Source organism: Streptomyces sp. NBC_00083 (assembly GCF_026343295.1).
Lineage (GTDB): Bacteria > Actinomycetota > Actinomycetes > Streptomycetales > Streptomycetaceae > Streptomyces.
In genome coordinates this window covers 86,401-113,207 of sequence record NZ_JAPELY010000001.1, presented here as the reverse complement: position 1 = coordinate 113,207, position 26,807 = coordinate 86,401, and the positions used below count along the sequence as shown (strand labels likewise).

At 73.2% G+C, this 26,807-nt stretch carries 24 protein-coding genes and 1 pseudogene; 10 read left to right on the top strand and 15 right to left on the bottom strand.

The window, feature by feature from the left end; all coding sequences use genetic code 11:
* Positions 1-2 precede the first annotated feature (2 nt).
* The 6 genes from OOJ98_RS00495 to OOJ98_RS00470 all read left to right on the top strand — a co-directional run bounded on the left by OOJ98_RS00495 (position 3) and on the right by OOJ98_RS00470 (position 6,764).
* Positions 3-1,325: an O-antigen ligase gene (locus OOJ98_RS00495; RefSeq protein WP_267052608.1), complete on the top strand. Its 1,323-nt coding sequence runs from the start codon at positions 3-5 to the stop codon at positions 1,323-1,325.
* A complete protein-coding gene (gene murJ / locus OOJ98_RS00490; RefSeq protein WP_267052607.1) occupies positions 1,322-2,938 on the top strand; it encodes a murein biosynthesis integral membrane protein MurJ in 1,617 nt (538 codons plus the stop codon). Before OOJ98_RS00495 ends, murJ begins: the two co-directional genes overlap by 4 nt.
* A 73-nt stretch (positions 2,939-3,011) precedes the next feature.
* Entirely contained in the window at positions 3,012-3,713 is a 702-nt protein-coding gene (locus tag OOJ98_RS00485; protein WP_267052606.1) for a polysaccharide deacetylase family protein, read from the top strand.
* Complete coding sequence (locus tag OOJ98_RS00480) at positions 3,710-4,936, top strand: glycosyltransferase (protein ID WP_267052605.1); 1,227 nt, start codon at positions 3,710-3,712, stop codon at positions 4,934-4,936. The genes OOJ98_RS00485 and OOJ98_RS00480 overlap by 4 nt, the downstream gene beginning before the upstream one ends.
* On the top strand, positions 4,933-5,598 hold the full coding sequence (locus OOJ98_RS00475; protein WP_267052604.1) for a lipopolysaccharide biosynthesis protein: 666 nt from the start codon (positions 4,933-4,935) through the stop codon (positions 5,596-5,598). Before OOJ98_RS00480 ends, OOJ98_RS00475 begins: the two co-directional genes overlap by 4 nt.
* Positions 5,598-6,764: a GNAT family N-acetyltransferase gene (locus tag OOJ98_RS00470; protein ID WP_267052603.1), complete on the top strand. Its 1,167-nt coding sequence runs from the start codon at positions 5,598-5,600 to the stop codon at positions 6,762-6,764. Before OOJ98_RS00475 ends, OOJ98_RS00470 begins: the two co-directional genes overlap by 1 nt.
* On the opposite strand, the gene OOJ98_RS00465 is transcribed toward OOJ98_RS00470, so the two are convergent.
* The gene (locus tag OOJ98_RS00465; protein ID WP_267052602.1) at positions 6,750-8,135 is read right to left on the bottom strand and encodes a glycoside hydrolase family 26 protein; all 1,386 of its coding nucleotides are present in this window, start codon (positions 8,133-8,135) and stop codon (positions 6,750-6,752) included. The genes OOJ98_RS00470 and OOJ98_RS00465 overlap by 15 nt on opposite strands.
* A 324-nt stretch (positions 8,136-8,459) precedes the next feature.
* Here OOJ98_RS00465 and fabI point away from each other — a divergent pair, with 324 nt between their 5' ends.
* Positions 8,460-9,239 (top strand): enoyl-ACP reductase FabI, encoded by a 780-nt coding sequence (gene fabI / locus OOJ98_RS00460; RefSeq protein WP_267052601.1) that lies wholly within the window; start codon positions 8,460-8,462, stop codon positions 9,237-9,239.
* Positions 9,240-9,422: 183 nt separating this feature from the next.
* On the opposite strand, the gene OOJ98_RS00455 is transcribed toward fabI, so the two are convergent.
* The 4 genes and pseudogenes from OOJ98_RS00455 to OOJ98_RS00435 all read right to left on the bottom strand — a co-directional run bounded on the left by OOJ98_RS00455 (position 9,423) and on the right by OOJ98_RS00435 (position 12,164).
* Positions 9,423-9,644, bottom strand: coding sequence for a hypothetical protein (locus tag OOJ98_RS00455; RefSeq protein WP_267055655.1), 222 nt, complete (start codon positions 9,642-9,644; stop codon positions 9,423-9,425).
* Positions 9,645-10,634: 990 nt separating this feature from the next.
* Positions 10,635-11,078: pseudogene (locus OOJ98_RS34805) on the bottom strand (chaplin family protein); the annotation flags it as partial.
* Positions 11,079-11,235: 157 nt separating this feature from the next.
* Positions 11,236-11,460, bottom strand: coding sequence for a chaplin (locus OOJ98_RS00440; RefSeq protein ID WP_267055447.1), 225 nt, complete (start codon positions 11,458-11,460; stop codon positions 11,236-11,238).
* Between the two features lie 290 nt (positions 11,461-11,750).
* Entirely contained in the window at positions 11,751-12,164 is a 414-nt protein-coding gene (locus OOJ98_RS00435) for a rodlin (RefSeq protein ID WP_267052600.1), read from the bottom strand.
* A 321-nt stretch (positions 12,165-12,485) separates the two neighbouring features.
* Here OOJ98_RS00435 and OOJ98_RS00430 point away from each other — a divergent pair, with 321 nt between their 5' ends.
* A complete protein-coding gene (locus tag OOJ98_RS00430; protein ID WP_267052599.1) occupies positions 12,486-12,899 on the top strand; it encodes a rodlin in 414 nt (137 codons plus the stop codon).
* Positions 12,900-13,061: 162 nt separating this feature from the next.
* Here the strand turns inward: OOJ98_RS00430 and OOJ98_RS00425 are convergent, their stop codons facing one another.
* Complete coding sequence (locus tag OOJ98_RS00425; RefSeq protein WP_267052598.1) at positions 13,062-13,256, bottom strand: hypothetical protein; 195 nt, start codon at positions 13,254-13,256, stop codon at positions 13,062-13,064.
* A gap of 159 nt (positions 13,257-13,415) precedes the next feature.
* Between OOJ98_RS00425 and OOJ98_RS00420 the strand changes: the two genes are divergently transcribed.
* A complete protein-coding gene (locus OOJ98_RS00420) occupies positions 13,416-13,826 on the top strand; it encodes a rodlin (protein ID WP_267052597.1) in 411 nt (136 codons plus the stop codon).
* A gap of 118 nt (positions 13,827-13,944) precedes the next feature.
* On the opposite strand, the gene OOJ98_RS00415 is transcribed toward OOJ98_RS00420, so the two are convergent.
* A complete protein-coding gene (locus tag OOJ98_RS00415) occupies positions 13,945-15,168 on the bottom strand; it encodes a S9 family peptidase (protein ID WP_267052596.1) in 1,224 nt (407 codons plus the stop codon).
* 93 nt (positions 15,169-15,261) lie between these two features.
* On the opposite strand from OOJ98_RS00415, the gene OOJ98_RS00410 reads away from it, so the two are divergent.
* Complete coding sequence (locus OOJ98_RS00410) at positions 15,262-15,855, top strand: TetR/AcrR family transcriptional regulator (RefSeq protein WP_267052595.1); 594 nt, start codon at positions 15,262-15,264, stop codon at positions 15,853-15,855.
* Between the two features lie 9 nt (positions 15,856-15,864).
* Here OOJ98_RS00410 and OOJ98_RS00405 read toward each other — a convergent pair whose 3' ends face one another.
* From OOJ98_RS00405 to OOJ98_RS00370, 8 genes are all read right to left on the bottom strand, one after another.
* Entirely contained in the window at positions 15,865-16,512 is a 648-nt protein-coding gene (locus OOJ98_RS00405) for a TetR/AcrR family transcriptional regulator (RefSeq protein WP_267052594.1), read from the bottom strand.
* Positions 16,500-17,234, bottom strand: a complete 735-nt coding sequence (locus OOJ98_RS00400) for an enoyl-CoA hydratase family protein (RefSeq protein ID WP_267052593.1) — start codon at positions 17,232-17,234, stop codon at positions 16,500-16,502. The genes OOJ98_RS00405 and OOJ98_RS00400 overlap by 13 nt, the downstream gene beginning before the upstream one ends.
* Positions 17,231-18,916, bottom strand: coding sequence for a 4-coumarate--CoA ligase family protein (locus tag OOJ98_RS00395; RefSeq protein WP_267052592.1), 1,686 nt, complete (start codon positions 18,914-18,916; stop codon positions 17,231-17,233). Before OOJ98_RS00395 ends, OOJ98_RS00400 begins: the two co-directional genes overlap by 4 nt.
* Positions 18,917-18,936: 20 nt before the next feature.
* Positions 18,937-20,088 (bottom strand): acyl-CoA dehydrogenase family protein, encoded by a 1,152-nt coding sequence (locus OOJ98_RS00390; protein ID WP_267052591.1) that lies wholly within the window; start codon positions 20,086-20,088, stop codon positions 18,937-18,939.
* A complete protein-coding gene (locus OOJ98_RS00385) occupies positions 20,085-21,971 on the bottom strand; it encodes a biotin carboxylase N-terminal domain-containing protein (RefSeq protein ID WP_267055446.1) in 1,887 nt (628 codons plus the stop codon). The genes OOJ98_RS00390 and OOJ98_RS00385 overlap by 4 nt, the downstream gene beginning before the upstream one ends.
* 23 nt (positions 21,972-21,994) lie before the next feature.
* The gene (locus tag OOJ98_RS00380; protein WP_267052590.1) at positions 21,995-23,596 is read right to left on the bottom strand and encodes an acyl-CoA carboxylase subunit beta; all 1,602 of its coding nucleotides are present in this window, start codon (positions 23,594-23,596) and stop codon (positions 21,995-21,997) included.
* Between the two features lie 382 nt (positions 23,597-23,978).
* Positions 23,979-25,694, bottom strand: coding sequence for an acyclic terpene utilization AtuA family protein (locus OOJ98_RS00375; RefSeq protein ID WP_267055445.1), 1,716 nt, complete (start codon positions 25,692-25,694; stop codon positions 23,979-23,981).
* A 14-nt stretch (positions 25,695-25,708) separates the two neighbouring features.
* Complete coding sequence (locus OOJ98_RS00370; protein WP_267052589.1) at positions 25,709-26,533, bottom strand: TIGR03084 family metal-binding protein; 825 nt, start codon at positions 26,531-26,533, stop codon at positions 25,709-25,711.
* Positions 26,534-26,807 lie beyond the last annotated feature (274 nt).

Sequence of the window (26,807 nt, the reverse complement as noted above, 5' to 3'; positions counted from 1 at the left end):
CCGTGCACGCCGTCGCGGCCGCGCCGCCGCTGCCGCTCTCCGCCCCCGCGCGCCGGGCCCCGCACCTGCTGCCGCTGCTCGCGGTGATCGCCCTGCTCGCCACTCCCCCGCTGGGCGGCGACGGTTCGGCGACCGCCGCCGACGCCGCGTGCGCCGTGCTCGTCCTGTGGGCGCTGCTGGCGGTGGTGCGCTCGGGCGAGCGGCCGCTGAGCCGGCGGGCCGCGATCGTCATGGGCCTGCCGGTGACGGGGATCTGCGTGGCCGCGATGGGCGCCGCCGACCCGTCCACCGCGATCGCCGGGCTCGGCCGCTACCTCCAGATCTTCGTCCTTGTCCCGCTCGCCGTGCTGCTCCTGCTGCGCGACCGCGACGACTTCCGGCTCGCGGCGTGCGCCGTGATCGGGCTCGCCCTGTTCGAGGGCGGCGTCGGCGTCCAGCAGTACCTGACGTCGACCGGCGCCTCCTACATGGGCGAGGACATCCGCGCGGTCGGCACCTTCGGCGCCTCCGACATCATGGGCATGTCCACCGTGGTCTCCTGCGGACTGCTCTGCGCGATCGGCCTCGCCCTCGACCCGACGCCGGGCGCGAGCCGCGGCCGGCGCCGGGCCGCGCTCGGCTGCGCCGCGCTGCTCCTCGTCCCGCTCGCCGTGTCGTTCAGCCGCGGCGCCTGGATCGCCACGGCCGTCGCGGCCTGCACGGTGCTCGTGCTCTCCGGGGTGCGGCGCGCCCTCGTCGTCCTGGCGGCGCTGGCCGCCGCGACCGTCGTCCTCGTCGGCGCCAGCGGCTCCGGCAGCCAGATGCTCCAGGAACGCCTCTCCAGCATCACCCAGGTCGAGAGCGCCCCCGACCAGTCCGTCACCGACCGATACACGATGTGGGCGGCGGCGGAACTGATGTGGCGTCAATCCCCGCTCACCGGCGTGGGGTTGAAGGGCTTCCCCGACCACCGCGACGCGAACTCCTCGCTCGCCCTGTCCTCCGGCAGCGACACCGCGGGCGCCGGCGCCGCCTTCAAGCGCCAGCCCCTGCTCTCCCCACACAACATGTACCTCCTCGTCCTGAGCGAGCAGGGCCTCATCGGCGTGGTCACCCTCGTCGGCGGCTGGGCGGCGCTCCTGGTCGCCGGGGCGCGCAGACTGCACCGGGCGCGCCGCCTTGGCGCGCCGCTGGACTGCGCGCTCGTCGCCACCGGCCTCCTGACCTGGCTCCTCGTCGACTTCTTCTACGGTGACATCGGCGGCCCCTCCACCGCCCTGACCGCGCTCGTCCTCGGCCTCGCCGCGTGGTGGGCCCTCGCGACGCGAGGGACGGCCACGACGTGACGGAGACCGCCCGCCCCCTGCTGCCGGCGCCCGCCGCGCCCCCCGAACCCGGCTCATCGGGGCGGCTGTTGGCGCGGGCCGCGTTCCTGACCGCCGTCCTCACCGTCGCCGGAGCCGTCCTCGGGCTCCTCCGCGACCAGGCCTTCGCGCACGTCTTCGGCGCCGACACCGACACCGACGCGTTCCTCGTCGCCTGGACCGTCCCCGAGGTCGCCGCGACCCTGCTGATCGAGGACGGGCTCGCCTTCGTCCTCGTACCGGCGTTCAGCCTCGCCCTCGTCAAACGCGGCCGCCCCGGACCCGACCCGGTCCGCGCCCTGGTCGCCGCCACCCTGCCCCGGCTCACCCTCGCCCTCACCGCGGGCGCCGCCGTCGTCATCGCCGCCGCGCCCGCCGTGGTCGCCGTCCTCGCCCCCGGGCTGCCCCGCGCCGACCTCGCCGTCGACTGCACCCGGCTCACCGCGACCTGCGTCTTCACCTTCGGGCTCACCGGCTACTGCAGCGCCGCGCTGCGCGGACACGGCCGCTTCCTCGCGCCCGCCTCCATCTACGTCGCGTACAACGTGGGCATCATCGCCCTGCTCCTGCTGCTCGGCGGGGCCTGGGGGGTACGGGCCGCGGCGGCCGGGGTCGCGCTCGGCGGCGTCCTCATGGTGCTCATCCAGCTCCCCGCGCTGTGGCGCAGCTGGCACCACCGGGAGCGGCCGGCCACCGTGCCCGCCGCGCGGCGCGAGCCCGGCGACAGCAACGCGGGCGCCCTGCGCCTCGCGCTGGTCGCCCCCATCGTGGTGTTCGCCCTGAGCCGCCAGACACAGGTCCTCATCGAACGCTTCCTCGCCGCGCCGCTGCCCGCCGGGGCCATCTCGCACCTCAACTACGCCCAGAAGGTGGCGCAGATGCCGATGGTGCTCTCCCTGATGCTGTGCACCGTCACCTTCCCTCTCATCGCGCGCGCCCTCGCCGCCGGCGACACCGAACGCGCCAGGCGGCGCGTGGAGAGCGACCTGATCGTGGCGGGCACCATCGTGCTGCTCGGCGCCTCGGTGGTGGTGGCGTGCGCCCCGCAGATCATCCATCTCCTGTTCCAGCGCGGCGCGTTCACCGCCCACGACACCGCGGCCACCGCCGCCGTGATGCGGGTGTACGCGCTCGGACTGCTCGGCCAGACCCTCGTCGGGGTGCTGGCCCGCTCGTACTTCTCCGAGGCCCGCCCCCTGTGGTTCCCGGCCTGCGCCATGCTCGCCGGGCTCACCGTGACCGCCGTCGCCGGCACGCTCGCCGTCCCCGTGTGGGGCGCGCCCGGCATCGCCGCCGCCAACGCGCTCGGCATCACGCTGACCGCGCTGCTCCTGCTGTGGGGCAGCGGACGGCGCCGCACCGCGCTGTCCGTGCGCTGGGTGGGCGGCCAGCTCGCCCGTCTCGTCGTCGCCGCGTGCGGCGCCACCGCCGCCGCCTGGTGGGGGGCGTCCGCGCCGTCAAGTCCCTTGTTCGCCACGGCCTTCGGCGCCCTCGCCGCGGCCGTCACCTTCGCCGTCGTGGCCCGTCTGCTGCGGGTCAGGGAGTTCTGTCTGCTGTTCCGTCCCGTCACACGAAAGCTCAGGCATGCCCGTTGACACGGCAGTCGGCGACCCACGAGGTCCACTGACTGGTTCGAGACCGCGCCCCGCCGCACCGCTGTGGGTGGCCATGTACCACTCGGTGTCCCACACCACGGACGATCCCTACCGCATCACCGTCTCGCCGCCCCGCTTCGAACGCCAGCTGCGCTGGCTGCGCCGGCACGGCCTCACGGGCGTCGGGATGGCCGAACTCCTGCGGGCCCGTGCCGCCGGCACCGCCCGCGGTCTGGTCGGCCTCACCTTCGACGACGGGTACGCCGACTTCACGAGCGAGGTGCTGCCGCTGCTGCGCCGCTACGAGTGCACCGCGACCGTGTTCGTGCTGCCGGGCCTGCTGGGCGCCACCAACGAGTGGGACCCGCTCGGCCCGCGCCGGCCCCTCCTCGACGAGCGCGGCATCCAGCAGGCCGTCACCTGGGGCATGGAGGTCGCCTCGCACGGCCTGCGCCACGTGGACCTGGTCGACGCCGACGAGGACACCCTGCGCCGCGAGGTCCGCGACAGCCGGCAGCTGCTCAAGGAGCTCACCGGCCACGACGTGACGGGCTTCTGCTACCCGTACGGCGCCGTCGACGTGCGCGCTGCCGACGCGGTCCGCGCGGCCGGCTACCAGTACGCCTGCGCCATCGATCCGGGCCCGCTCACCGGCCGCTTCGCCCTGCCCCGCGTCCACGTCGGGGAGCGCGACACCGCCTGGCGCCTCCAGCTCAAGCGCAGCCTGCACCGCTGGCGCCGCGACGACCCCGCCGACCTCGCGGAGGGCCCGTGAAGGTCCTGCACGTCATCACCGGCCTCGGCGTCGGCGGCGCCGAGCAGCAACTGCGCCTGCTGCTGCGCCACTTGCCGTACGAGGCCGACGTGATCACCCTGACCAACCCGGGCGCCGTGGCCCGCGCCATCACCGCCGACGGCGGCCGGGTCCGCGACCTCGCCATGGCGGGCAACCGCGACCTCGCGGCGCTGCCCCGGCTCACCCGGCTCATCGCGGACGGCTCCTACGACCTCGTCCACACCCATCTCTACCGGGCCTGCCTGTACGGGCGCCTCGCGGCCCGGCTCGCCGGGGTGCGGACCGTCGTCGCCACCGAGCACTCGCTCGGCGAGGCCCGCATGGAGGGCCGCCCCCTCGGCCCCGGCGTACGCGGCCTCTACCTGGCGAGCGAGCGGCTCGGCACGGCGACCGTCGCGGTCTCCCCCACCATCGCCCGGCGCCTCGCGCGCTGGGGCGTGCCGCAGCGCCGCATCCAGGTCGTGCCGAACGGCATCGACGCCGCGCGGTTCGCGTTCGACCCCGACGCGCGCGCGACCGTACGCCGTCGGCTCGGCCTGCCCGACGGCGCGTTCACGATCGGCGCGGTCGGCAGGCTCGCGGCGGGCAAACGGTTCCACGTCCTGCTCGACGCGCTCGCCCAACTCACCGATGCCTGGCTGGTGTTCGCGGGCGGCGGCGAACAGGAGCAGCCGCTGCGGGAGCGCGCCGAACGGCTCGGCGTGGCCGGCCGGGTGGTCTTCGCGGGCGAATGCCCGCAGGACGCGCCCGGGGACACTCCCGCGCCGGGCGGCGCGCGGCTCACGCTGCCCGGGGTGCTCTCCGCGGTGGACTGCCTGGCCTCACCCTCCGGCGAGGAGGCGTTCGGCCTCGCCGTCGTGGAGGGGCTCGCGGCCGGGCTCCCGGTGGCGTACGTGACCTGCCCGGCCATCGACGACCTGCCGGCGGGCTCCGTGCCCGGCGCCCTGCGCACCGGCCGCACGGCCGCCGCGTTCACCGGCGCCCTGCGCACGCTCCAGGAGGCGGGCCGCACCCGGCTGCCCGTGCCGGGCGCGGTGCACCGCTACCGCGTCACCACGACCTCCGCCCAGCTGGTCCGGGTGTACGAGGCGGCGGCGGCCCGTGTGCCGCTGCCCCGCCCGGCCTACGACGCGGCGCCCGGGACCGCTCCCGGCGCCGCGCACCTCACGACGAACACCTCGGAGAAAGAAGAGTCCAGATGAGCAGAGTCTCCGGCCCGCGCCAACAGCACGGCACCCGCGGTCCGCTGCGCGCCCGGTCGCTGCCGCGCTGGTGGCCGCTGCCCGTGTGCGCGCTGCTCGGCGCGGCGGCCGGCGGTGCCTACGGCGTGGTGCAGACGCCCGAGTACAGCGCGACCAGCTATGTCGTGGTCACCCCCGCCGAGAAGGCCGACCCGTCGGTCGCCCTCGGCTTCGCACAGGCCTACGGCCGGGTCGCGACCGAGGTCGCCGTGATCGGCGACGCCCAGGTGTGGGCGGGGGTCAGCGCGGCCACACTGCGCGCCGGCGTGCAGACGGCGACCTCGCCCGACGCCCCGATGATCGCGATCACCGCCAGCTCGTCGCGGGCCGCGGACGCCGCCGCCATGGCCAACGCGGTGGCCCGCGCGCTCACCGTCAACGGCGCCCACAGCCAGAAGGACACCGGGGTGCGCGTGGTGCAGTTCTCGCGCGCCGCCAAGCCCCTGACCCCCTCGTCCCCCTCGGCCGCGCTCACCGCGCTGGTCGGCGGCTGCGCGGGCGGACTGCTCGGCGGGCTCGCCCTCCTGACCCGGCCGCGCCGCCGCGCCGGCACCGAGAACGAGTTCGTGGCGGCGGTCCCGGGACCGGCCGGCGCGGCCTCCGTACCGCAGGAGGTCGGCTAGTGTCCCGGCTCCGCGTGGAGGTGTGCGCCGAGGAGCTCCCCTTCGCCGACCTCGCCCCGAACTGGCGTCGCCTGCACGGCCGTTGCTCGACGGCGACTCCGTTCCAGAGCCACGCGTGGCTGCACTCGTGGTGGCTCTCGTACGGGACGCCGGGCCGGCTGCGCGTCCATCTGGTGTACCGGGACGACGAGTTGATCGGCGCGGCCCCCCTGATGCGGGTGCTGCGCCCGCTGCCCGCCCTGGTGCCGCTCGGCGGCCCCATCTCCGACTTCACCGATGTCCTCCTGGACGACGACCGCGCCGAGGAGGCCGCGGCCGCCCTCACCGGCGCCCTGATGGCCTCGGCGCGTGGCGCCCTGATCGACCTGGGCGAGGTACGGCCCGGCGCGGCGGCGGAACGCATCCACGCCGCCTGGCCCGGCCGTCGGCACCGGCTGACGGACTCGGGCTGCCTCGAACTGCCCGCCGCCGGCATGGACGTACTCCTCGGGCGCCTGCCCGCCAACCGGGCCCAGCGCGCCCGCGCCAAGCTCCGCAAGATCGACGCGCTGGGCATCGAGCAGCGCGACGTGCCGCCCGACGAGGTGCCCGGCGCCCTGCGCACCCTGCTCGAACTGCACGGCCTCCAGTGGCAGGGCCGTGGGGTGACCCGCGAGCACACCCGCCCGCGCTTCGAGGAGCATCTGGCGCGCGCGGTGGGCGAGATGAGCCGCCACGGCGACGCGGTGGTCACCGAGTTCCGCCTCGACGGGGAGGTCGTGGCGGCCGATCTGACGCTGCTCTCCCCGGCGCTCGCGGGCGGCTACCTGTACGGCGCCCACCCGGGCCTGCGCGGCCGCAAGGTGGACGTGGCCACGATGCTGCTGCGGGCCTGCGCCCAGCGGATCGACGGCAGCGGCCGGGCCTCCCTGAGCATGCTGCGCGGCAACGAACCGTACAAACAGCACTGGCGGCCCGAGGTCCTCGTCAACCAGCGCTTCCTGCTCGCGCGGCGGCGCACGCTGCCGCTGCTGTGGGCCAGTGCGCTGCACGCCCGGCTCCGCCGCCGCGCGGGCGCCGCGCTGCGCGAACTGCGCCGGCGGCGGGACGAGCGGAGCCGCCCCGCCGCGGAGCCGGCGTCCTCAGGACCGGCGTCCTCAGGACCGGCGTCCTCAGGACCGGCGTGAGAACCAGTCGAAGCGGAGGCAGAGCTTGCCCCCGATCCAGTACTCCACCCACGAACCGAGATCGACCGGCGCGCACTTCTCCGGCGGCTTCGGCGTCTGCGCGACCGGCGCGGGCGCGGCCGGCTGCGGGCTGGCGGGGGTCGAGGGCAGCGGGCTGACGGGGGCGGAGGGCAGCGGACTCACCGGGGCCGACGGCAGCGGGCTGACCGGGGCCGAGGGCTGGGGGGTCGCGTCGGTGCGGCCGAACAGGAGCGCGCGGTAGACCTCCGAGGACTGCGGGTTGTCGGCGCACCCCCACACGCCGTGCGGGCAGTAGTCGGTGATGGTGTTGTAGACGGGCTTGTGCACGTCCATCCAGGCCAGCATGCGCCGCATGTACTCGGGGTTGTCGCCGTTGTGGAAGAGCCCCCACTCCGGATAGGAGACGGGCTTGTGGTGCGCGGCGGCGAAGTCCACGTGCTGCTGGAGCCCGTACGGCTCCTTGACCTGCTTGTCGAAGTCCATGCCGCGCGGCTGGTCGTAGGAGTCCATGCCGATGATGTCGACGACGTCGTCACCGGGGTAGCACTCGGTCCACGGCACCGCGTCCCGGCCGCGGCTCGGCGTGAAGTCGAAGCGGAACTTCTGCCCCGGGACCGCCCGCATCGCGGCGACCGCCCGCTTCCAGTACGTCTTCCACGCCGCCGGGTCCGGGCCGCAGCGGTGGGTGTACGTGGTGCCGTTCATCTCCCAGCCGAGCACGATCACCGTCTCCGGGATCTTGAGCTCGACCAGCCGCTCCGCCAGCCGCGTGAAGTGCTCGTCGAACTCCCCCGCGGCGCCCTTGGCGAGGAGCTGCCGCACCCGGCTGTCGGGGATGCCGGCCTCGTTGAGCGCCTGCATCGGCACGTTGAGGACGAGGGTGCGGTCGGCGCGCGCCCTGCGCCAGGAGGCCCAGTCGTCGAGGAACCCGGCCCGGCCCTCGATGTCGGACCAGGTGTTGCCGGGCAGATAGGTGTGCCCGACCTTGATGTCCGCGCCGCCGAGCCACTTCTCCAGCGCCGGGATCCGCTTGACGCCGAGGAGCCCGGAGTCCAGGAACGCCCCGAAGTTCGCGACGGGATGCCCGCCGGGCGGATCGGCCCCGCTCCCCGGCCGGGTGGCCTGCGGCCCGCCCGCCGGCGGGGTGGCCTGGGCGCCGCCGGCCGGTGGGGTGGCTCCGGGTGCGGGGACGGGGCGCGTGACGCCGGATCCGCCCGACGGGTGGACGGGTTCCGCTCCCCCCGCCGGGTGGGTGGCGTCGGGTCCGGGCGCGAGAGCGAGGCTGAAGAGAGCACCCGCCACCAGAACGCTCGTCGTGAAGGTGGCCGCTCGATGACGTCGTCGACGCATGTGCGCTCCCTTGATTCGGAGGACCTCCCGGGTTCCGGGTTGAAAATATTCTTATTGCGCCGATAGGGAACCTAAGCAGCCCACGCCGGAAGCCCCCCGAACGGCCGTACGCCGCGAACTGGGCCATCTGATGCCCCCTCAGAGCCCCCGCGCTCCCCCGGCGACAGCGCGACTTGTCCGTAGCGACATCCCACAGCGATGAGGCCGACGTTCTGGCGCGGGACGCCACTCTCATCGCCGCGCCGGCCGAGCAGACTCGTCGGGGCGGGGCCCGCGGTCACTGTGGCGAACGGAAACACGAGAACGGAAACAAGAGGCGAACACATGAATCTGACCGGCAAGCGAATCCTGGTCTTCGGGGTCCTCATCGAGACCTCGATGGGCTACAAGGTCGCCGAGGCGGCACTGAACCAGGGCGCGGACGTCATCCTGGTCAACGCTCCGGGCAAGCCGAGCGACATCATGCGCCGCATCGCCAAGCGGCTGCCGAAGGAGCCCGTCGCCTGCCTGTCGGCGGACATCACCGAGCAGGAGGACCTCCGGGCCCTGGCCGCGGAAGTGGGCCGGCACTGGGACGGGCTCGACGGTGTCGTGCACGCCGTGGCATTCGCCCCGCAGGACGCGCTGGGCGGCAACTTCCTCACCACCCCGTTCGAGTCCGTCGCCACGGCGATGAAGGTCTCGGCGTTCTCCCTCAAGGGCCTCGTCCGCAGCATGCTGCCGCTGCTGGAGAAGGCGGAGAACGGCGCCTCTGTCGTCAGCCTCACCTTCAACGCCGCCGTGGCCTGGCCGGTGTACGACTGGATGGGCCCGACGAAGGCGGCGCTGGAATCGGTCAACCGCTACCTCGCCAGGGAGCTGGGCCCCAGGCGCATCCGCGTGAACGCGGTCGACTCCGGCCCGATCACCACGATGGCCGGCAAGTCCATCCCGGGCTTCGACCAACTGGCGAAGGTGTGGCCCGAGCGGGCCCCGCTCGGCTGGGACTCCTCGGACGCCACCCCCGTGGCCGACACGGTCGCGTTCCTGCTGAGCGACGCGGCCCGCGCCATGACGGGTCAGGTGCTGCATGTGGACGGCGGGTTCTCGGCCGTGGGCGCCTAAGACGTCGGAGGGCCCGCCCCCCAAGGGGACGGGCCCTACGACGAACGGTGAAGCGCGCCTGCTGGTACTGGGTCAACTACCTTCTACCGATGACCTGTTGAGGCCTCCTCGGGGTGCCGCCAGACCCCCACACCGAACCCTCGGCCGTCACTTGCCGCGGGTGGGGGCCGGCGGACACCGGGCTCAGACCTTGGCCATCGCCCTGCCGCGCCGGTAGAGGACACCACCGCCGAGCACGAGCCCTGCGGCACCGGCGGCGGCAGCCGCCAGAAGCGCCGGGTCGGCCCCCGTGTCGGCGAGGTGCGCGGCCGCCACGGGCGCGACGACCCGAGCACCGGGGTACGCGAGAACGGGCGCGGCGTGCCGCCCGCGCGAGACCTCATGCACCGGAGGTGCGTGGTGCACGGGCGGAGCCTCGTGAACCGGCGGGACGTGCACCGGGGGAAGGTGCCGCTCGGGCGCGTGGTGCGCCTCGTGACCCGGCGGGCAGTGATGCGGGGGCACGTGATGCGCGGGCGGCACCTCGTGGACCGGGGGTGCGTGGTGCACGGGGGGTGCGTGGTCCACCGGGGGTGCGTGGTGGACGGGCGGGGCCTCGTGGACCGGGGGTGCGTGGTGCACGGGCGGGGCGTGGTGCACCGGGGGAGCCTCGTGGGCCGGGGGTGCGTGATGGACGGGCGGCGCGTGATGCACGGGCGGGGCCTGGTGCGCCGGAGGTGCGTGGTGCACGGGCGGAGCCTCGTGCACCGGCGGGGCGTGGTGGACCGGCGGGGCGTGGTGCGCCTCGTGACCCGGCGGGCAGTGGTGCGGCGGCACGTGATGCGCGGGCGGAGCCTCGTGCGCCGGAGGTGCGTGATGCACCGGAGGTGCGTGGTGGACAGGCGGAGCCTGGTGCGCCGGAGGTGCGTGGTGCACCGGCGGAGCCTCATGCACCGGCGGCGCGTGGTGCACCGGCGGAGCCTCATGCACCGGTGGCGCGTGGTGCACCGGCGGAGCCTCATGCACCGGTGGCGCGTGGTGCACCGGCGGAGCCTCATGCACCGGTGGCGCGTGGTGCACCGGCGGAGCCTCATGCACCGGCGGCGCGTGGTGCACCGGCGGAGCCTCATGCACCGGCGGCGCGTGGTGCACCGGCGGAGCCTCATGCACCGGCGGCGCGTGGTGCACCGGCGGAGCCTCATGCATCGGCGGGGCCTGGTGGACCGGCGGAGCCTGGTGGACCGGCGGAGCCTCATGCACCGGCGGAGCCTCGTGGGGCTGTGGGGTGTGGCGCATTGGGGGGTTGTGGTGGGGCGCGGGGTGGGGGGCCGCGTGGGCGGGGGTGGTCGGGCCCGTCGTGCAGTGGCTGCCCATCGCCGGGTTGAGCAGACCCACCACGCTCACCGTGTTCCCGCACGCCTGCACCGGCACATCGGCCGGCGCCGCCGCGGAGTTGCCCGAAAGGACACCCGGGGAGCCGCTGGTGACGCTCGTCGCCTGGCTCGCGGCAGGCTCGTGGTGGTCGAGGCCGTACGCCGCGGCGTACTCCCGCTCGAACGACGCGCCGTACTCGTCCGCGTCGGCGGAGGAGGGCGCGCCGCGGTGACCGCCCGCGCCGTCGCCGCCCTCCGTGCCCGCGCGGTCGGCCATGGAGTCGGCCGCTTCCTCGGCCGCCGAGGGCGAGACCGTAGCGCAGTTGTTCCCGAAGGACGGGTTGAGCCCGCCGACCGGATTCACGGAGTTTCCGCACGCCTGGACCGGCACTTCCACCGGAGCGGAGATCGTGTTCCCCGACAACAGACCCGGCGAGCCCGTGTTCTCGGCATCGGTACCGGCGGCCTGAGCATAATTCGCGCTCATCGAAAGGACGCTCGTGGCTGCCACGGCAGTGAACAGGGTCTTACTGATGACCTGGCGCAATGGGCTGTCTTCCGTCGCGGGGAAAAGTGGTGGAAACCGACTTTGGGGCGTGCGGTGAGCACGCCCCAAAATCAGAGTGGAGAGTCCTGGCGCTACATCACTTGTTGATGCAGGTGTTGCCGAACGCCGGGTTCAGGAGACCGATGACGTTGACGGTGTTGCCGCAGATGTTGACCGGAATGTGGACCGGAACCTGGAGCAGGTTGCCGGACAGGACACCCGGGCTGCCGACAGCGGCACCCTCGGCACCGGCGTCGGCGAACGCCGGAGCGGCACCACCCGCGGCGATGACCAGACCGGCCAGAACGGTCGCAGTCTTCATGTACTTCACGTGGATTTCCTTCCCTCAGTCAAAAAGTCGCGCAACCAGTCGTTGCTCACGGCGCGTTGCCAGAGCTTTCGCCCAAGGTGCCGCTGACCACCTGATAACGATCGATCCAGGCAAAGGAAACCGAACGGGAACAGTGCTGCCGCGTTCCTCACCCAAATGGCAGGAAGGGGGCGGCCCGCCGCTCCTCGGCCCTTTAGCCGCACGGCAATTGGGTGGATAAAGAACGCGGGCTGCCGCGGTCCGAAGAGGACCGCGGCAGCCCGCGCGGGTGCGCAGACGACTCAGTTGTTGCCGACGCCGTTGCCCGAGAGGACCGGGATCTGGTCCAGGATGTGCGACAGGGGCTCGTCGCCCTTGGCCTGCGTCGAGTTCTCGGTGCACTGCTGGTTCTGCGGCGCGGAGAGGATCGGCACGTCCTGGAGGACGGTGACCGGCACGAGACCGACGAGCGAGGCCAGGTTGGCCTTGACCGGAACGCCGAGGCAGGGCTTGTTCAGCGTGCCCTGGACCAGCGAGAGCTGGGGGCTCATGTCACCGTCGGTCTTCGAGTTGCCGAAGGCGCTCTTCGCACCGTTGCCGCTGAGCGAGGTCGTGCCGTGGTTGTCACCGATGGCCATGGCCTGGGGGGCCAGCATGGCGGACGCGCCGACGAGCGAAACGGTGGCAGCGGACGCGGCCATAACCTTCTTGAGCATGGTCTTCCCTTTTCTTGGTGGAGAGCACGTGCAGTACCGCGCTCATATCCACTGCGCCGTACTACTGCCTGGTCAACTTCGCTGCCCTGGTTTGGTTCCGGCGCTTCACCCGAACGGTTCCCCAGGAGGCGCGAGGGATACCGAACACAACGCCCGGGAACGCCGTATCGGATCTCCATATAATCCCAGCCCGTATCGCCGGACAGAACCTGTTCGGCCCCATTTTCGTACGGCCGAAAGAGTGAAGGGCAGAAACCAATCCTCGGTGCGGCCAGTTGGTCAGGTGGCTCCGTATGGGGCATCCACCAGAAAGGGACCAGCGTGATCAAGAAGGCTATGGCGGCAGCAGCCGTCGGCGTGTCCGTCGTCGGCGCGTCCGCGGCGATGGCGCCGCAGGCGATGGCGGTCGGCAACGACCACGGCACGACCTCGGTCAGCGGCAACAACGCGATGCAGGCGTACGGGAACTCCTCCACGTACGGCAACATGAGCCCGCAGATCGGCCTGATCCAGGGTTCGTTCAACAAGCCCTGCATCGCCCTGCCGGCCAAGGCGAACCTGGCGTCCCTCGTTGGTCTCGTGCCGGTCACCGTGCTGCAGGACGTGCCGATCCTGTCCGCGCCGCAGACCCAGCAGTGCACCGAGAACTCGACGCAGGCCAAGGGCGACGAGCCCCTGTCGCACATCCTGGACCAGATCCCGGTCCTCTCCGGGAACGGTGCCGCGAACCACTGAGCCGGGGCTCCGCAGGACGGCCGGACCGCTGTCAATCCCTTCGGCGGTCCGGCACCCTGATGTTCACGGCCGGGCCGCCGGTGCACAGGGGCGGTCCGGTCCTTCGCGGTGTCCGGGGCCGGGCGGCCATGGCGGCGGCCTCCGCGCGCACGGGAGCAGGTGTCACGAGGGCCAGCAGGAACCGTTGACGAGCTGGTTCCATTCCCAGTCCGGGCGGCCCGGAATCGTACGCCCTTCCGCGGCCCAGGAACGCACCAGGTCCGCATAGACGGGCTCGGCCGCCGCCTCGCTCTCGAATCGTCGACGGGTGATCGGGATGAAAGTCTGCCGGCGCCATGCACCCTGCGTCTCAGTCATGTTTCCTCACCATCGGTTCGTGGTCACTGCCTATTACCACGAATCGGGCGGAGTCGATTCCGCAATGCTCTGTCCGGGGGACAGGGCGCAACCAAAAGAGATTCTTACCGTTTCTCTTCACAGATCCCCGTCAGTGGAATCAGACCAACAGGAGTAGACATGCAGAAGTTGTGGTCGGCCGCAGCCGTCGCCGCAGCCGTTTCCGGTGTCGCGATGATGGCCGCGCCGCAGGCGATGGCGATCGGCAACGACGGCGGTACGACGTCGCTCAGCGGCAACGGTGCCGAGCAGGCCTTCGGCAACTCGAAGACCGAGGGCGACATGAGCCCGCAGATGACCCTGGTCCAGGGCTCGCTGAACAAGGTCTGCGCCGGCGTTCCGGTCAAGGCCAACCTGGCCTCGCTCGTCGGTCTCGTGCCGGTCACCGTCCTCCAGGACGTGCCGATCCTCTCCGCGCCGCAGAACCAGCAGTGCACCGAGAACTCGACGCAGGCCAAGGGCGACGAGCCCCTGTCGCACATCCTGGACCAGATCCCGGTCCTCTCGGGCAACGGCGCCGGCAACAACTGAGCCGTCCGCGCAGCCTGAACAACGGCCGGTCCCGGGTCACCCGGGGCCGGCTGTTGCATGTCCGGACACCGTACGCACGGTCCCGGCCGGACCGTACGGCCGCAAGGACGCGCCCGCTTCAGGCGGCGGGCCGCGCCAGGACTCCGTCCAGCCAGTCGTAGACGCGGGCCAGGGCGAGCCGCATGGCGCCGGGGTGGCAGTGTGCGCCGGCCCCTTCCTCCGCGGTGAAGACCATCAGCTCCTTGGGGCAGGTCAGGCGGGCGTAGAGCTCCTCGGGCTGGCCCCGGAAGAACTCGTCCTCGACGGCGTCGCACACCAGGGTCGGGCACTGGATCAGCTCGGCCGTGCCGTCCCGCAGGGTGTAGTCGAGGTAGGCGGCGCAGAAGGCGCGCGGGGTGTCCACGCCCATGACGTACATGCCGTGGTTCATCGCCCAGCGCGAGGTGGCGTCGCGCTCCATCAACTCCGCGAGGGCCGCGTCGAGTTCGGGGGCGCTGTCCGCGCGCAGCAGCCGCTCGGCCTCCTCGCGGCCGCCGGGGATGTTCCGTACGGACACCTCGCCCAGGTCGAAGACGCCGTCGACGGCTATCACCGCGGCCAGGCGGTGCTCGAAGGCGGCGGCCCGCGGTGCGAGCAGGCCGCCCATGCTCGAACCGAACAGTGCGATACGGCTGTTGTCGACCTCGGGCAGGCTCTCGGCGAAGTCGATCACGGGGGTGATGACGTTCTCCCAGTCGGGACGGAAGACCAGGCCCTGGTGGTGGCGCGGCCCAGGCATCCCGGGCCCGTCGAAGGCGAGCACGGTGTAGCCGCGCTCGACGGCCGCGAGGGCGCCGCTGAAGTGGAGCTCCTCCGCGGTGCCGTCGAACCCGCTGTGCATGATCAGGGTCGGGCGCGGCTCACCGGGGGCGCCGGCCCGGTAGAGGTAGCCCGGCAGCGTGGTGCCCTCGTACGGGATGGCGACCGGCTCGATGCGCGGGGTGAAGAGCTTCGCGGCCGCCCGGAAGCAGGCAACGCTCCGGTCGTAGGCGTGGTCGTGGCGCGGGTCGCACGGGTTGCCGTGCAGGAAGAACTCGGCCGAGCGGTAGTAGTTGGAGGCCCGCAGGAAGCCGTCCCGGGCGCTGATCGAGTGACCGGCGTCGAGCGCCTTGTGCGCCTCGGCGGCCACGCGGTCGGCGGTGGCGAGCCACTCGGTGTGCCAGCTGCCGTAGTCGCCCTCGGTGATGCGCTCGGCGGTGGAGACGACCTCGCCGAAGTCGGCGCCGCCGTAGGCGATGTGGCTCATCGAGCGCAGGGTCTCGTACCAGAACTGGGTGTTGCCCGGGAACAGCAGCTGCTTCATGGCTTCTCTCCTTAAGCACAGATCTGTGCGTACGCCGATGACTGTAGACCCATCCGCCGACGCGAAGCAAATAAATGTGCTTACGATGGTGGGGTGAGCCCGAACCAGCCGACACCCCGCACCCGCAAAAGCCCCGAACAAGTACGTTCCGCCGTCCACCAGGCCGTCGTCGACCTGCTGTCCGACACCGACGGCGGCGACCTCACCATCCCCGCGATCGCCCAGCGCGCCGGCGTCAACCACACGAGCGTCTACCGCCGCTGGGGCAGCCGCGAGGCGCTCCTCGCCGACGTTGTCGTGACCCGCCTCGAACGGGACTGGCCGCTGCCCGACACCGGCACCCTGCGCGGCGACCTCACCGCCTGGGCCGCCGCCGGGGTCGCGAGCATCCTCAAGCCCGAAGGCCGGATCCTCGTCCGGGCCGTCGCCCTGTCCATGCCCGGCAGCGCCGAGGCACACGGCGAACGCGGCCGGCACTTCCAGCGCCGTACCCACGCCATCGAAGCCATCCGGGAGCGGGCCGCGGCGCGCGGCGAGGACCCGCCGCCGCTCGACCAGATCCTGGACCAGCTCATCGCGCCGCTCTACCTCCGCGCGATCTTCGGCATCGACCCACCGGCCGCCGGCTACCCCGAACTCCTCGTCGGGCGCCTCCTGGGCCGCCCCGACACACCCCCCACGCCCTAGCCGGCGTTCCTACCGCAGCGCCTCGTCCAGCAGCACCGCCCACTGCGCCACGACCCGCTCCCTGCGCGCCGCGTCATCGGTGAGCACATTGGCCAGGCCCAGCCCGCGCGCCATGTCGAGGAAGCCCTGCACCGTCTCCCGTACACCCGGTACGGACTCGTCGGCCGCGAGCAGCTCCACCGCGATCCGGTGCGATTCGCGGCCCACCCTCGCCTCCAGCTCCGTCACCCGCGCATGCAGCTGGGGCTCGTTGGACGCGGCGACCCACAGATGGAGCGCGGCCCGGAACAGCGGGCCGGTGTACAGCCCGACGAGGGCCGCCACCACCTCCCCGCGGTCCCTGCGGTCCAGGGCGCGCAGCGCGAACGACCGCTCCTCGGCGACGTACTCGACCGCCGCCGTGAACAGGTCCTCGCGGGTCGGGAAGTGGTGCTGGGCGGCGCCCCGCGACACCCCGGCGCGCTCGGCCACCACCGACACCGTGGAACCCGCCCAGCCGTGCTCGGCCAGGCAGGACACGGCGGCTTCGAGCAGCCGCTGCCGGGTGGCCCGGCTGCGGTCCTGCTTCGGAGCCTTCGGCACGGTCTTCGGCACGGCCTTCGGCGGCGCGCCGGACGGCGTGTCCGGCGGGGTGTTCGGCGGTGTCACAACACCCATGCGGGGTCCCGTCGTTCGAGGAAGGCCGTCACTCCCTCCCGCGCCTCGGCGGAGGCGAAGAGGGACGCCGAGCGGGCGGTCAGCTCCTTCGACCAGCGGTCGAAGGTCTCCGACACGGTAGCCGTGACCAGAGCCTTCGACGCGGCCAGCCCCTCGGGCGAGGACCTGCGCAGCCCGTCGAGGACCGGCCCGAGCGCCGCGTCCACGTCGTCGGCGGCGATCGTGACCAGGCCCGTGCGGGCCGCCTCCGCCGCGTCGAACCGCTCCCCCGTGAGGTAGTAGCGGCTCGCCGCCCGCGGATCCATGCGCGGCAGCACCGGCATGGAGATCACCGCAGGCGCCAGACCCAGCCGCACCTCGGTGAACGCGTACGACGACCCGGGCCCCGCCACCGCGATGTCGCACGCCGCGAGCAGCCCGAGGCCGCCCGCCCGCACATGCCCGGTCACCCGCGCCACGACCGGCTTGCGCAGCCCGACCACGGCCCGCATCAGGGCGACGAACGCCTCCGGGTCCGGCGGCGCCTTCAGATCGGCGCCCGCGCAGAACGTGCCGCCGGTGTGGGTCAGCACCACGGCCCGTACGCCCGGGTCACCCGCGCACCGCGCGAGCGCCGCGCCCAGCTCGGCGACGAGCGCCGCGGACAGCGCGTTGCGGTTGGCGGGCGAGTCCAGGGCGAGGGTGGTGATGCCCCGTTCATGGGCGGACCTGATCAGTGTCACGCGTCGTCCTTCTCTCGTTGCCGCAGCTCACGCCGGAGGATCTTGCCGGACGCGGCCCGGGGCACGGCCGCCACGAACGCGACCCGGCGGACCTTCTTGTACGGGGCGACGCGTTCGGCGACGTACGCCATCACCTCGTCCGCGCCGAGGCCCGGCGCGTCCGGCCCGCGCACCACGAAGGCCTTGGGCACCTCGTTGCCGTCCGCGTCGAGAACACCGATGACGGCGGCGTCCGCCACGCCGGGGTGGGTGAGCAGCAGCGCCTCCAGGTCGGCGGGCGCGACCTGGAACCCCTTGTACTTGATGAGCTCCTTGACCCGGTCGACGACGAACAGCCAGCCGTCCTCGTCGACGCGGCCCACGTCACCGGTGTGCACCCAGCCGTCCGCGTCGATCAGTTCGGCGGTGGCCTCGGGCCGGCCGAGGTAGCCCTTCATCACCTGCGGGCCCCGGATCGCGATCTCGCCCTCCTCGCCGGGCCCGGCGTCGCGGGCCGGGTCGTCCAGGCGCAGGATCCGCATCTCGGTGGAGGGCAGCAGCTTGCCGACCGCGCCGGCCGGCGGGTCCACCGTGGCCAGCGGGACGACATGGGTGCCGGGCGACAGCTCGGTCATGCCGTACGCCTGGCGCACCGGCGGCAGGCCGAGCCGGTCCGAACAGGCCTGCGCCAGCAGGGAGTCGAGCGGGGCCGCCGCGCTCACCACGTATTCGAGGCTGGTGAGGTCGTACCGGGCGACCGCCGGGTGCTTGGCCAGGGCGAGCACGATCGGCGGGGCGACGTACAGGCCGGTGATGCGGTGCTTCTCGATCGCGCCGAGGAACTGGTCGAGGTCGAAGCGCGGCAGCACGACGACGGTGGCGCCGGCCCGCAGGGGTGCGTTCAGGAGCGCGGTCATGCCGTAGATGTGGAAGAACGGCAGCACCGCGAGGATGCGGTCGCCGGGCACCATCGGCACCAGCGGGTGCAGCTGCGCCAGGTTGGTGGCGATGCTGCGGTGGGTGAGCATGACGCCCTTGGGGACGCCGGTGGTGCCCGAGGAGTACGGCAGGACGGCGATGTCCTCGGCGGGGTCGATCGCAATGTCCGCCCCGGCCGTCCGCGGGGGCGCCGCGGACAGGAGGTCGTGGACGATCGAGCGGTGGCCGTCGGCGCGGTCGCAGACGAAGATCTCCTCGATTCCGCCGACGAGTTCCGCGGCCCGGCGGGCCGTCGCGAGGAGCGGCGATACGGTGACGATCCACCGGGCGCCCGCATCGTTGAGCTGCTTGGCGAACTCCTCCGCCGTACAGAGCGGATGGACGGTGGTGACGGCCGCCCCGGCGCGCGTCGCCCCGTAGAAAATGACCGGGTAGAGCACTGTGTTGGGGCTGTGCAGCGCCAGCACATCGCCCTTGCGCAGCCCGGAGCGGACCAGTTCGGACGCCAACAGGCGGTGCCGGACGTCGAGTTGGCCGTAGGTGAGGGTGGTCGTGCCGGTCGGGTCGGCGCCGTCGACGAGCGCGACGGCATCGGGGAACGAGGCGGTCGAGCGGGCGAGGACCGCCTCGTGGATGGGTTCGTCGAGGACGGGCACATCGGCGTACTCGCTGCGGAAGACGCGACGAGCGCCGGAGTCCGCCACGGCACGGGAGGGAACGGAGGGAGTGGAGGGAGTGGAGGGAGTGGAGCCAGGGGAGTCCATAGGGGGATCTCCTAGTACGCCTAGTACGACTTGGGAAGACCCAGGGACTGGTGCGAGACGTAGTTGAGGATCATCTCCCGGCTGACCGGCGCGATCCTCGCGACCCGGGCCGCCGTGATCAGCGAGGCCAGGCCGTACTCGCGGGTCAGCCCGTTGCCGCCCAGGGTGTGGACGGCCTGGTCGACGGCCTTCACACAGGCCTCGGCCGCCGCGTACTTCGCCATGTTGGCCGCCTCGCCCGCCCCGATGTCGTCACCCGCGTCGTACAGGGCGGCCGCCTTCTGCATCATCAGACGGGCCAGTTCGAGCTCGATGTGGGCCTGGGCCAGCGGATGGGCGATGGCCTGGTGGCCGCCGATGGGCTGCTTCCACACCTGGCGGGTCGTGGCGTAGTCGACGGCGGTGGCGAGCGCGTAGCGGCCCATGCCGATCGCGAACGCGGCCGTCATGATCCGCTCCGGGTTGAGTCCGGCGAAGAGCTGGAGCAGCCCCGCGTCCTCGTCGCCGACCAGCGACGACGCGGGCAGCCGTACGTCGTCGAGGACCAGCTCGAACTGCTTCTCCGCCGCCTGGAGTTCCATGTCGATCTGGGAGCGCCCGAAGCCGGGGGTGTCGCGCGGAACGATGAACAGGCACGGCTTGAGGCCACCCGTGCGGCCCCTGTTTCCATCAGACACAGCCTCGGTGCGGCCGACGATCAGCGTCGCGTCCGCTATGTCCACACCGGAGATGAAGACCTTGCGGCCGGTCAGGATCCAGCCGTCGCCGTCGCGCCGCGCGGTGGTGGTGATGCGGTGCGAGTTGGAGCCGGCGTCGGGCTCGGTGATGCCGAACGCCATGGTGAGGGTGCCGTCGGCGAGCCCCGGCAGCCAGGTGCGCTTCTGCTCCTCGGTGCCGAAGCGCGCGATGACCGTGCCGCAGATGGCCGGCGACACCACCATCATCAACAGCGGGCAGCCCGCCGCACCCAACTCCTCCAGGACGATGGACAGTTCGGCCATGCCGCAGCCCCCGCCGCCGTGCTCGGCCGGCAGGTTGACGCCGAGGTAGCCGAGCTTGGCCGCCTCCGACCACAGGGCGGCGCGGTCGAAACCACGGCCGTGCCGGGCGCCGAGCGCGGCGACCGCGGCCCGCAGATCCTTGTTCTCCTGGCTTTCGATGACACCGGTCATACGTCTTCGTCCTCCGATGCGACTACGGCGAGCAGGGCACCGACCTCGACCTGGCGGCCGGGGACGGCGTGGAGCGCGGTGAGCGTGCCGGAGGCCGGAGCGATGACGCGGTGCTCCATCTTCATGGCCTCCAGCCAGAGCAGCGGCTGCCCCGCGACGACGCGGCAGCCCTCCTCGACCCCGTCGGCGACCCGCACCACGACCCCCGGCATGGGGGCGAGCAGCGAGCCCGGCGCGACGAGGTCGCTGGGGTCGGTGAAGCGGGGACGGACGGCGAGGGCGTGGCACCCCGAAGCGGAGTCGACGTACACGGTGCCGTCGTAGCGGCGGACGCCGAACTCCCTTACCACCCCGTCGATTTCGAGCCGTACGCGGCCGGGCTCCGCGGAGTCGAGACGGACCCCGGGATGGCCGTCCGCTTCGAGGCCGAGCCGGGTGAGCCGGTAGCGGACCTCGTGGTCGCCGTACCGCTTGACCTGGGGTCCCGAGGGGACGTTGCGCCAGCCGCCGCCGAACCGGCCGGTCCGGGCGCTCGCGTCGGCGAGGGCCGCGGCGAGCGCCGCGTGGTGCGCGCCGGGCGGAGGCACGGTCAGCTCGGCGAGGTTACGGTCGTAGAACCCGGTGTCGAGACCGCCCCCGGCGGCCCCTTCGGTGAACTCCGGGTGGCGCAGCGAGCGGACGAGCAGGTCACGATTGGTGGCCGGGCCGTGGACGCGGGCGCGCTCCAGGGCGCGGGCCAGCACGCGGGCGGCCTCGGCGCGAGTCGGGGCGTGGGCGACGGCCTTGGCGAGCAGCGAGTCGTAGTGCACGGAGACGGTGTCGCCGTCGGCGTACCCCCGGTCGAGCCGCACACCGTCGACGGCCAGCCGGTGGACGGTGCCGGTGCCCGGGGCCCAGCCGTCGGCCGGGTCCTCGGCGTACAGGCGGGCCTCGATGGCGTGGCCGTGCGGCTCGGGCGGGGCCGGCGCGAGCGCCCCGCCCTCGGCGACCCGGAGCTGGAGCGCGACGAGGTCGACTCCGAACACGGCCTCCGTGACGGGGTGTTCGACCTGGAGGCGGGTGTTCATCTCCAGGAAGTGGACGGTACCGTCGGCGACCAGGAACTCCACCGTGCCCGCGCCCCGGTAGTCGGTGGCCTTCGCGGCCCGCGCGGCGAGGGCGTGCAGTTCGGCGGCGGTCTCCGGGGCGAGGCCGGGCGCCGGGGCCTCCTCGATGACCTTCTGGTGGCGCCGCTGGAGCGAACAGTCACGGGTGCCGAGCACCCAGACCGTGCCGTGGGCGTCGGCGAGGATCTGCACCTCGACGTGGCGCCCGCCCTCGATGTAGGGCTCGACGAAGACATCGCCGTCACCGAACGCGTTGAGCGCCTCGGCGCGGGCGGACGACAACTGACTGTCGATATCCGTCAGTTGACGAACGATCCGCATTCCCCGTCCGCCGCCCCCGGCGGACGCCTTGACGAGCAGCGGCAGATCGCTCTCCCCGACATCGTCGAGACGCAACGGCGGCAGGCCCATCAGCTCCTTGGCGCGGGTCTTGGAGGCCATGGCCTCGATGGCTTCGGGGGGCGGCCCGATCCAGGTGAGCCCGGCGGCGATCACGGCCCGCGCGAAGCCGGCGTTCTCGGAGAGGAACCCGTACCCCGGGTGCACGGCGTCGGCGCCCGCGGCGAGGGCCGCCGCGACGACGAGGTCGCCGCGCAGATACGTCTCGCCGGGCGTGGCCCCCGGCAGCCGCACCGCGGTGTCGGCCTCGCGCACGTGCAGGGCGCCCGCGTCGGCGTCCGAGAACACGGCGACGGTGGCGATGCCCAGCTCGCGGCAGGTACGGAAGACCCGGCAGGCTATCTCGCCGCGGTTGGCGACGAGTACGGACTCGATCATGGCCTTCGGCTCGGTCATGGCCCTCACATCCGGAAGATGCCGAAGCCGCCGCGGGCGCCTTCGACGGGAGCGGTGTGGATCGCCGACAGGCACAGCCCGAGGACGGTCCGGGTGTCACGGGGATCGATGACGCCGTCGTCGTACAGCCGCCCCGACAGGAACAGGGGCAGCGACTCGGCCTCGATCTGCTGCTCGACCATCGCGCGCAGCCCCGCGTCCGCCTCGTCGTCGTACGGCTGCCCCTTGGCCTGCGCGGAGGCGCGGGCCACGATCGACAGGACGCCGGCGAGCTGCTGCGGGCCCATCACGGCCGACTTGGCGCTCGGCCAGGCGAACAGGAAGCGGGGATCGTAGGCCCGCCCGCACATCCCGTAGTGCCCGGCCCCGTACGACGCCCCGACCAGGACGGACAGGTGCGGCACGCGCGAATTGGACACCGCGTTGATCATCATCGCGCCGTGTTTGATGATGCCGCCCTGCTCGTACTCCCTGCCCACCATGTAGCCGGTGGTGTTGTGCAGGAAGAGCAGCGGGATGTCGCGCTGGTTGGCGAGCTGGATGAACTGGGCGGCCTTCTGCGACTCGGCGGAGAACAGCACGCCCTGCGCGTTGGCGAGGATGCCGACGGGGTAGCCGTGCAGCTCGGCCCAGCCGGTGACCAGGCTGGTCCCGTACAGCGGCTTGAACTCGTCGAAGTCGGAGGCGTCGACGATGCGGGCGATGACCTCGCGCGGATCGAACGGCGTCTTCAGGTCCTCGGGGACGATGCCGAGCAGCTCCTCCTCGTCGTACTTCGGCGGTTCGGCGGGACCGGCCGGATCCGGGTGCGCCTTGCGGTGGTTGAGGCGGGCGACGATGCGGCGGGCCTGGCGGATCGCGTCGTGCTCGTCGACGGCGAAGTGGTCGGCGAGCCCGGAGGTCCGGGCGTGCATCTCGGCGCCGCCCAGCGACTCGTCGTCGCTCTCCTCGCCCGTCGCCATCTTCACGAGCGGCGGCCCCCCGAGGAACACCTTGGACCGCTCCTTGATCATCACGGTGTGGTCGGACATCCCGGGGACGTAGGCCCCGCCCGCCGTGGAGTTGCCGAACACGACGGCGACGGTCGGGATGCCGGCGGCGGAGAGCCGCGTGATGTCCCGGAAGATCGCGCCGCCCGGGATGAAGATCTCCTTCTGCGAGGGGAGATCGGCGCCGCCGGACTCGACGAGGCTGATGCAGGGCAGGCGGTTGACGTACGCGATCTCGTTGGCGCGCAGGGCCTTCTTCAGTGTCCACGGGTTGGAGGCGCCGCCGCGGACGGTGGGGTCGTTGGCGGTGATCAGGCACTCGACGCCCTCGACGGTGCCGATGCCGGTGACCATCGAGGCGCCGACGGGGTAGTCGCTGCCCCACGCGGCGAGCGGCGACAGTTCGAGGAACGGCGTGTCCGCGTCGAGCAGCAGCTCGATGCGCTCCCGGGGCAGGAGCTTGCCGCGCCGCCGGTGGCGCTCGGTGTACTTCTCGCCCCCGCCGGCGAGCGCTTTGCCGTGCTCCCGGCCCAGCTCGTCGAGCCTGCTCCGCATGGCGTCGGCGGCCTGCCGGAACTCGGCGGAGGCGGGATCGAGGGAGGTGGGGAGGGTGGGCATGGGGCTCCTTGGTGGGTGGGGTTGATGGGGGGGCGGGAGCAGCGGTGTACGTGCCGCCCGGCACCGCGTGGCCGGGGGCGCGGGGCGGTGTACGTGCCGCCGACACCGCGTGGCCGGGGACACGGGGCGGTGACGCGAGCGCGGCTCCCCCCCACGGCGGGCGCGGGCAGCGGACCCCGGAGGACATGCGTGCCGCCAGAGACGCCGGGCGGCGACACGGGCACGGCCCCACGACGATGGGCGCGAGCAGCGGACCCCGAGGGGCATGCGTGCCGCCAGGCGCGCGGGGAACTGCGCGGGCGGCCCTCCCCGGCCCGATTCCGGCCCGCGCGGCCGATCCCCCGGAGGGTCTCGGGAAGGGGCGGGGTGGGGAAGGAGAAGCTCACACCAACCCCGCCGGCACCTCCACCACCCTCCCCCGCAGCCATTCCCCCACCCCTTTCCCCTGCGGATCGAACCGCGCCTGCGAGGCGACCCCCTCCCCCAGCAGCCCCTCCACCACGAAGTTCAGCGCCCACAGGTTCGGCAGAACATGGCGCACCACCTTCAACTCGCCCGTCTCCGGCAGGAGTTCACGAAAGCGGTCCACCGAAACCTCCCCCACCAGCCACTCCCACGCCGCCTGCGACCGCACCCACACCCCCACATTCACGTCCCCGCCCTTGTCCCCGCTCCGGGCCCCCGCCACGGCCCCCAGCGGCACCCGCCGGGTACCGCCCGAGAGGTCGACGGCGGACGCCGGCAGCGGAGGCTCCGGGACCGGCGACAAAGCGGCGGTACGGACGGGCGGATCTATCAACTCCCGTACGCCGTCCGGGAGTACGGCCACCTGCTCGACCGCCCCCGCATCGACGTACTCCGCCGAGAACACCCCGTACGGCGCCCCCTTCCCCGGCGGCGCCGTGACGTGGAAGCCGGGGTAGCTGCCGAGCGCCAGCTCGATGGCGGCGCCGCTCACCACCCGGCCCACCGCCGCCGGGTCGGGGTCCCGCACCACGAGGCGCAGCAGCGCGCTCGCGGCCTCCTCGCTCGCCGCGTCGGCCCGGTCCGTCCGGGACAGCTCCCAACGCACCTGTTCCGGGCGGGACTTGGCGCGCCGGAACGCGTCCTCGATCTGCTCCCGCACCAGGGCGGCCTTCGCCTCGACGTCGAGTCCCGTCAGCACGAACACGACCTCGTTGCGCCAGCCTCCGATGCGGGTGATCCCCGCCTTGAGGGTGGGCGGCGGCGCCTCGCCCCGCACGCCGGTGACGCGTACCCGGTCGGGCCCTTCCTGGTCGAGCCGTACCGTGTCGAGCCGCGCCGTGACGTCGGGCCCCGCGTACCGCGCGCCGGACGTCTCGTACAGGAGCTGCGCGGTGACCGTGCCGACGTCGACGACGCCCCCCGTGCCGGGGTGTTTGGTGATGACGCTGGACCCGTCGGCGTGGATCTCGGCGAGGGGAAAGCCGGGGCGGGCGAGCGCGCCGGGCGCGAACTCCGTGAAGAAGGAGTAGTTGCCGCCGGTGGCCTGGGTGCCGCATTCCAGGACGTGCCCGGCGACCACCGCGCCCGCGAGCGCGTCGTGGTCCCCGGGCCCCCAGCCGAACCACCAGGCGGCGGGCCCGGTGACGAGGGCGGCGTCGGTGACGCGGCCGGTGACGACGATGTCCGCGCCGCCCCGCAGGCAGGCCGCGATGCCGCCGCCGCCGAGGTAGGCGTTGGCGGTAAGCGCACCCTCGGGCAGCGGCAGGGCGTCCCCCTCGACATGGCCGACCCGTACGGGAACGCCGACCCGCTCGCTCAACTCCCGTACGGCGGCGGCGAGTCCGGCCGGGTTGAGACCACCGGCGTTGGCGACGATGCGCACCCCGCGCTCCCGTGCGAGCCCGAGGCACTCCTCCAGCTGCCGCAGGAACGTCTTGGCATAGCCGAGCCGCGGGTCGCGCAGCCGGTCGCGGCCGAGGATGAGCAGGGTGAGTTCGGCGAGGTAGTCGCCGGTGAGGACGTCGAGCGGGCCGCCGGTGAGCATCTCGCGCAGGGCGTCGAAGCGGTCGCCGTAGAACCCGGAGGCGTTGCCGATCCGCAGGACGCGGCCCGCGCCGAAGCCCGCGCCCATGTGCCCGTCCCGGCTCACGAGGCGTCCTCGGCGGCGCGGGGCGGGCGGCCGGGGCCCGCGGGGCCGGCGAAGGCCTGCGCGATGCCGAGCCAGCGCTCGGCGTCGGCGCCCTCGGCCGTCACAGCGGTGTCGTCGCGGTGCAGGCGCTGGGTGACGAGGAGGCAGAAGTCCAACGCGGGCCCGGTGACCCGCTGTTGGGCGCCCTCGGGTCCGTACGCCCACACGCCGGCGCCGTCCGGCGCGGTCAGCTCGACCCGGAACTCCTCGCCCGGCGGCTCCAACCCCCGTACGGCGAAAGCGTAGTCACGGGCGCGGATCCCGATGCGGGCGACGTGGCGGAGCCGGGCGGTGGGCTTGCGGGTGCGACCCAGGGCGTCGAAGACGTCCTGTCCGTGCGCCCAGGTCTCCATCAGGCGGCCGGTGGCCACCGACGCGGTGGACATGGGCGGCCCGTACCAGGGGAACCGCGCCCCGGGCGGCGCCGCCCGCAGCGCGTCCTGGAGCTGTACGCGGCTGTCCCGCCACCAGGAGAGCAGCTCGGCGGGCGGCAGCAGGGCCCCTGCCTCGGCGCCGTCGTCCACGAAGGTGTCCGGCGCGGCAGCCGCCTTGTCGACCTCGGCGGCGAAGGCGTCGGGGTCGGTGACGGCGAGCAGCGCGGCGGTGTCGGTCCACGCGAGGTGGGCGACCTGATGGGCGATGGTCCACCCGGGCGCGGCGGTGGCGGTGCCCCACTGGACGGGACTCAACTCGCCGATCAGGACGTCGAGTTCACCGCCCTCGGCACGCAGGTCGTCAAGAACGTCGAGTGCGGCGTCGGTCGGACCGGCCGGTTCGGACACGGTGCGCTCCCCTCCGGGACAGCGGACAGCGGGTGTGCCCCGGAGCATGGCAGCCCCCACAGAAACAAGCAAGCGTGCTTGCATGTATTTTCGGCCGCGCGACGGGACGCGCCCCGCGACCGTCAAGATCCGCCGAGTCACGGCTCTGTCCCAGCGGGCCGGGAAAGGGAGTTGCCGCGGAGGGGTGCGCGAGCGGCACGGAAACACGTGCCAGGAACGCCGGTTGACGGGCATCCGGGTCGCCGACCAGCGAAGAGGCCGCCGCCTGTGCGAC

Coding starts and splice junctions, on each gene's coding strand:
- OOJ98_RS00415 (WP_267052596.1), bottom strand. CDS start 15,168: ATGAAGCAGCTGCTGTTCCCGGGCAACACCCAGTTCTGGTACGAGACC.
- OOJ98_RS00390 (WP_267052591.1), bottom strand. CDS start 20,088: ATGACCGGTGTCATCGAAAGCCAGGAGAACAAGGATCTGCGGGCCGCG.
- OOJ98_RS00485 (WP_267052606.1), top strand. CDS start 3,012: ATGTACCACTCGGTGTCCCACACCACGGACGATCCCTACCGCATCACC.
- OOJ98_RS00380 (WP_267052590.1), bottom strand. CDS start 23,596: ATGCCCACCCTCCCCACCTCCCTCGATCCCGCCTCCGCCGAGTTCCGG.
- OOJ98_RS00405 (WP_267052594.1), bottom strand. CDS start 16,512: ATGGGTGTTGTGACACCGCCGAACACCCCGCCGGACACGCCGTCCGGC.
- OOJ98_RS00475 (WP_267052604.1), top strand. CDS start 4,933: ATGAGCAGAGTCTCCGGCCCGCGCCAACAGCACGGCACCCGCGGTCCG.
- fabI (WP_267052601.1), top strand. CDS start 8,460: ATGAATCTGACCGGCAAGCGAATCCTGGTCTTCGGGGTCCTCATCGAG.
- OOJ98_RS00425 (WP_267052598.1), bottom strand. CDS start 13,256: ATGACTGAGACGCAGGGTGCATGGCGCCGGCAGACTTTCATCCCGATC.
- OOJ98_RS00420 (WP_267052597.1), top strand. CDS start 13,416: ATGCAGAAGTTGTGGTCGGCCGCAGCCGTCGCCGCAGCCGTTTCCGGT.
- OOJ98_RS00375 (WP_267055445.1), bottom strand. CDS start 25,694: ATGGGCGCGGGCTTCGGCGCGGGCCGCGTCCTGCGGATCGGCAACGCC.
- OOJ98_RS00395 (WP_267052592.1), bottom strand. CDS start 18,916: ATGGACTCCCCTGGCTCCACTCCCTCCACTCCCTCCACTCCCTCCGTT.
- OOJ98_RS00385 (WP_267055446.1), bottom strand. CDS start 21,971: ATGATCGAGTCCGTACTCGTCGCCAACCGCGGCGAGATAGCCTGCCGG.
- OOJ98_RS00440 (WP_267055447.1), bottom strand. CDS start 11,460: ATGAAGACTGCGACCGTTCTGGCCGGTCTGGTCATCGCCGCGGGTGGT.
- OOJ98_RS00465 (WP_267052602.1), bottom strand. CDS start 8,135: ATGCGTCGACGACGTCATCGAGCGGCCACCTTCACGACGAGCGTTCTG.
- OOJ98_RS00435 (WP_267052600.1), bottom strand. CDS start 12,164: ATGCTCAAGAAGGTTATGGCCGCGTCCGCTGCCACCGTTTCGCTCGTC.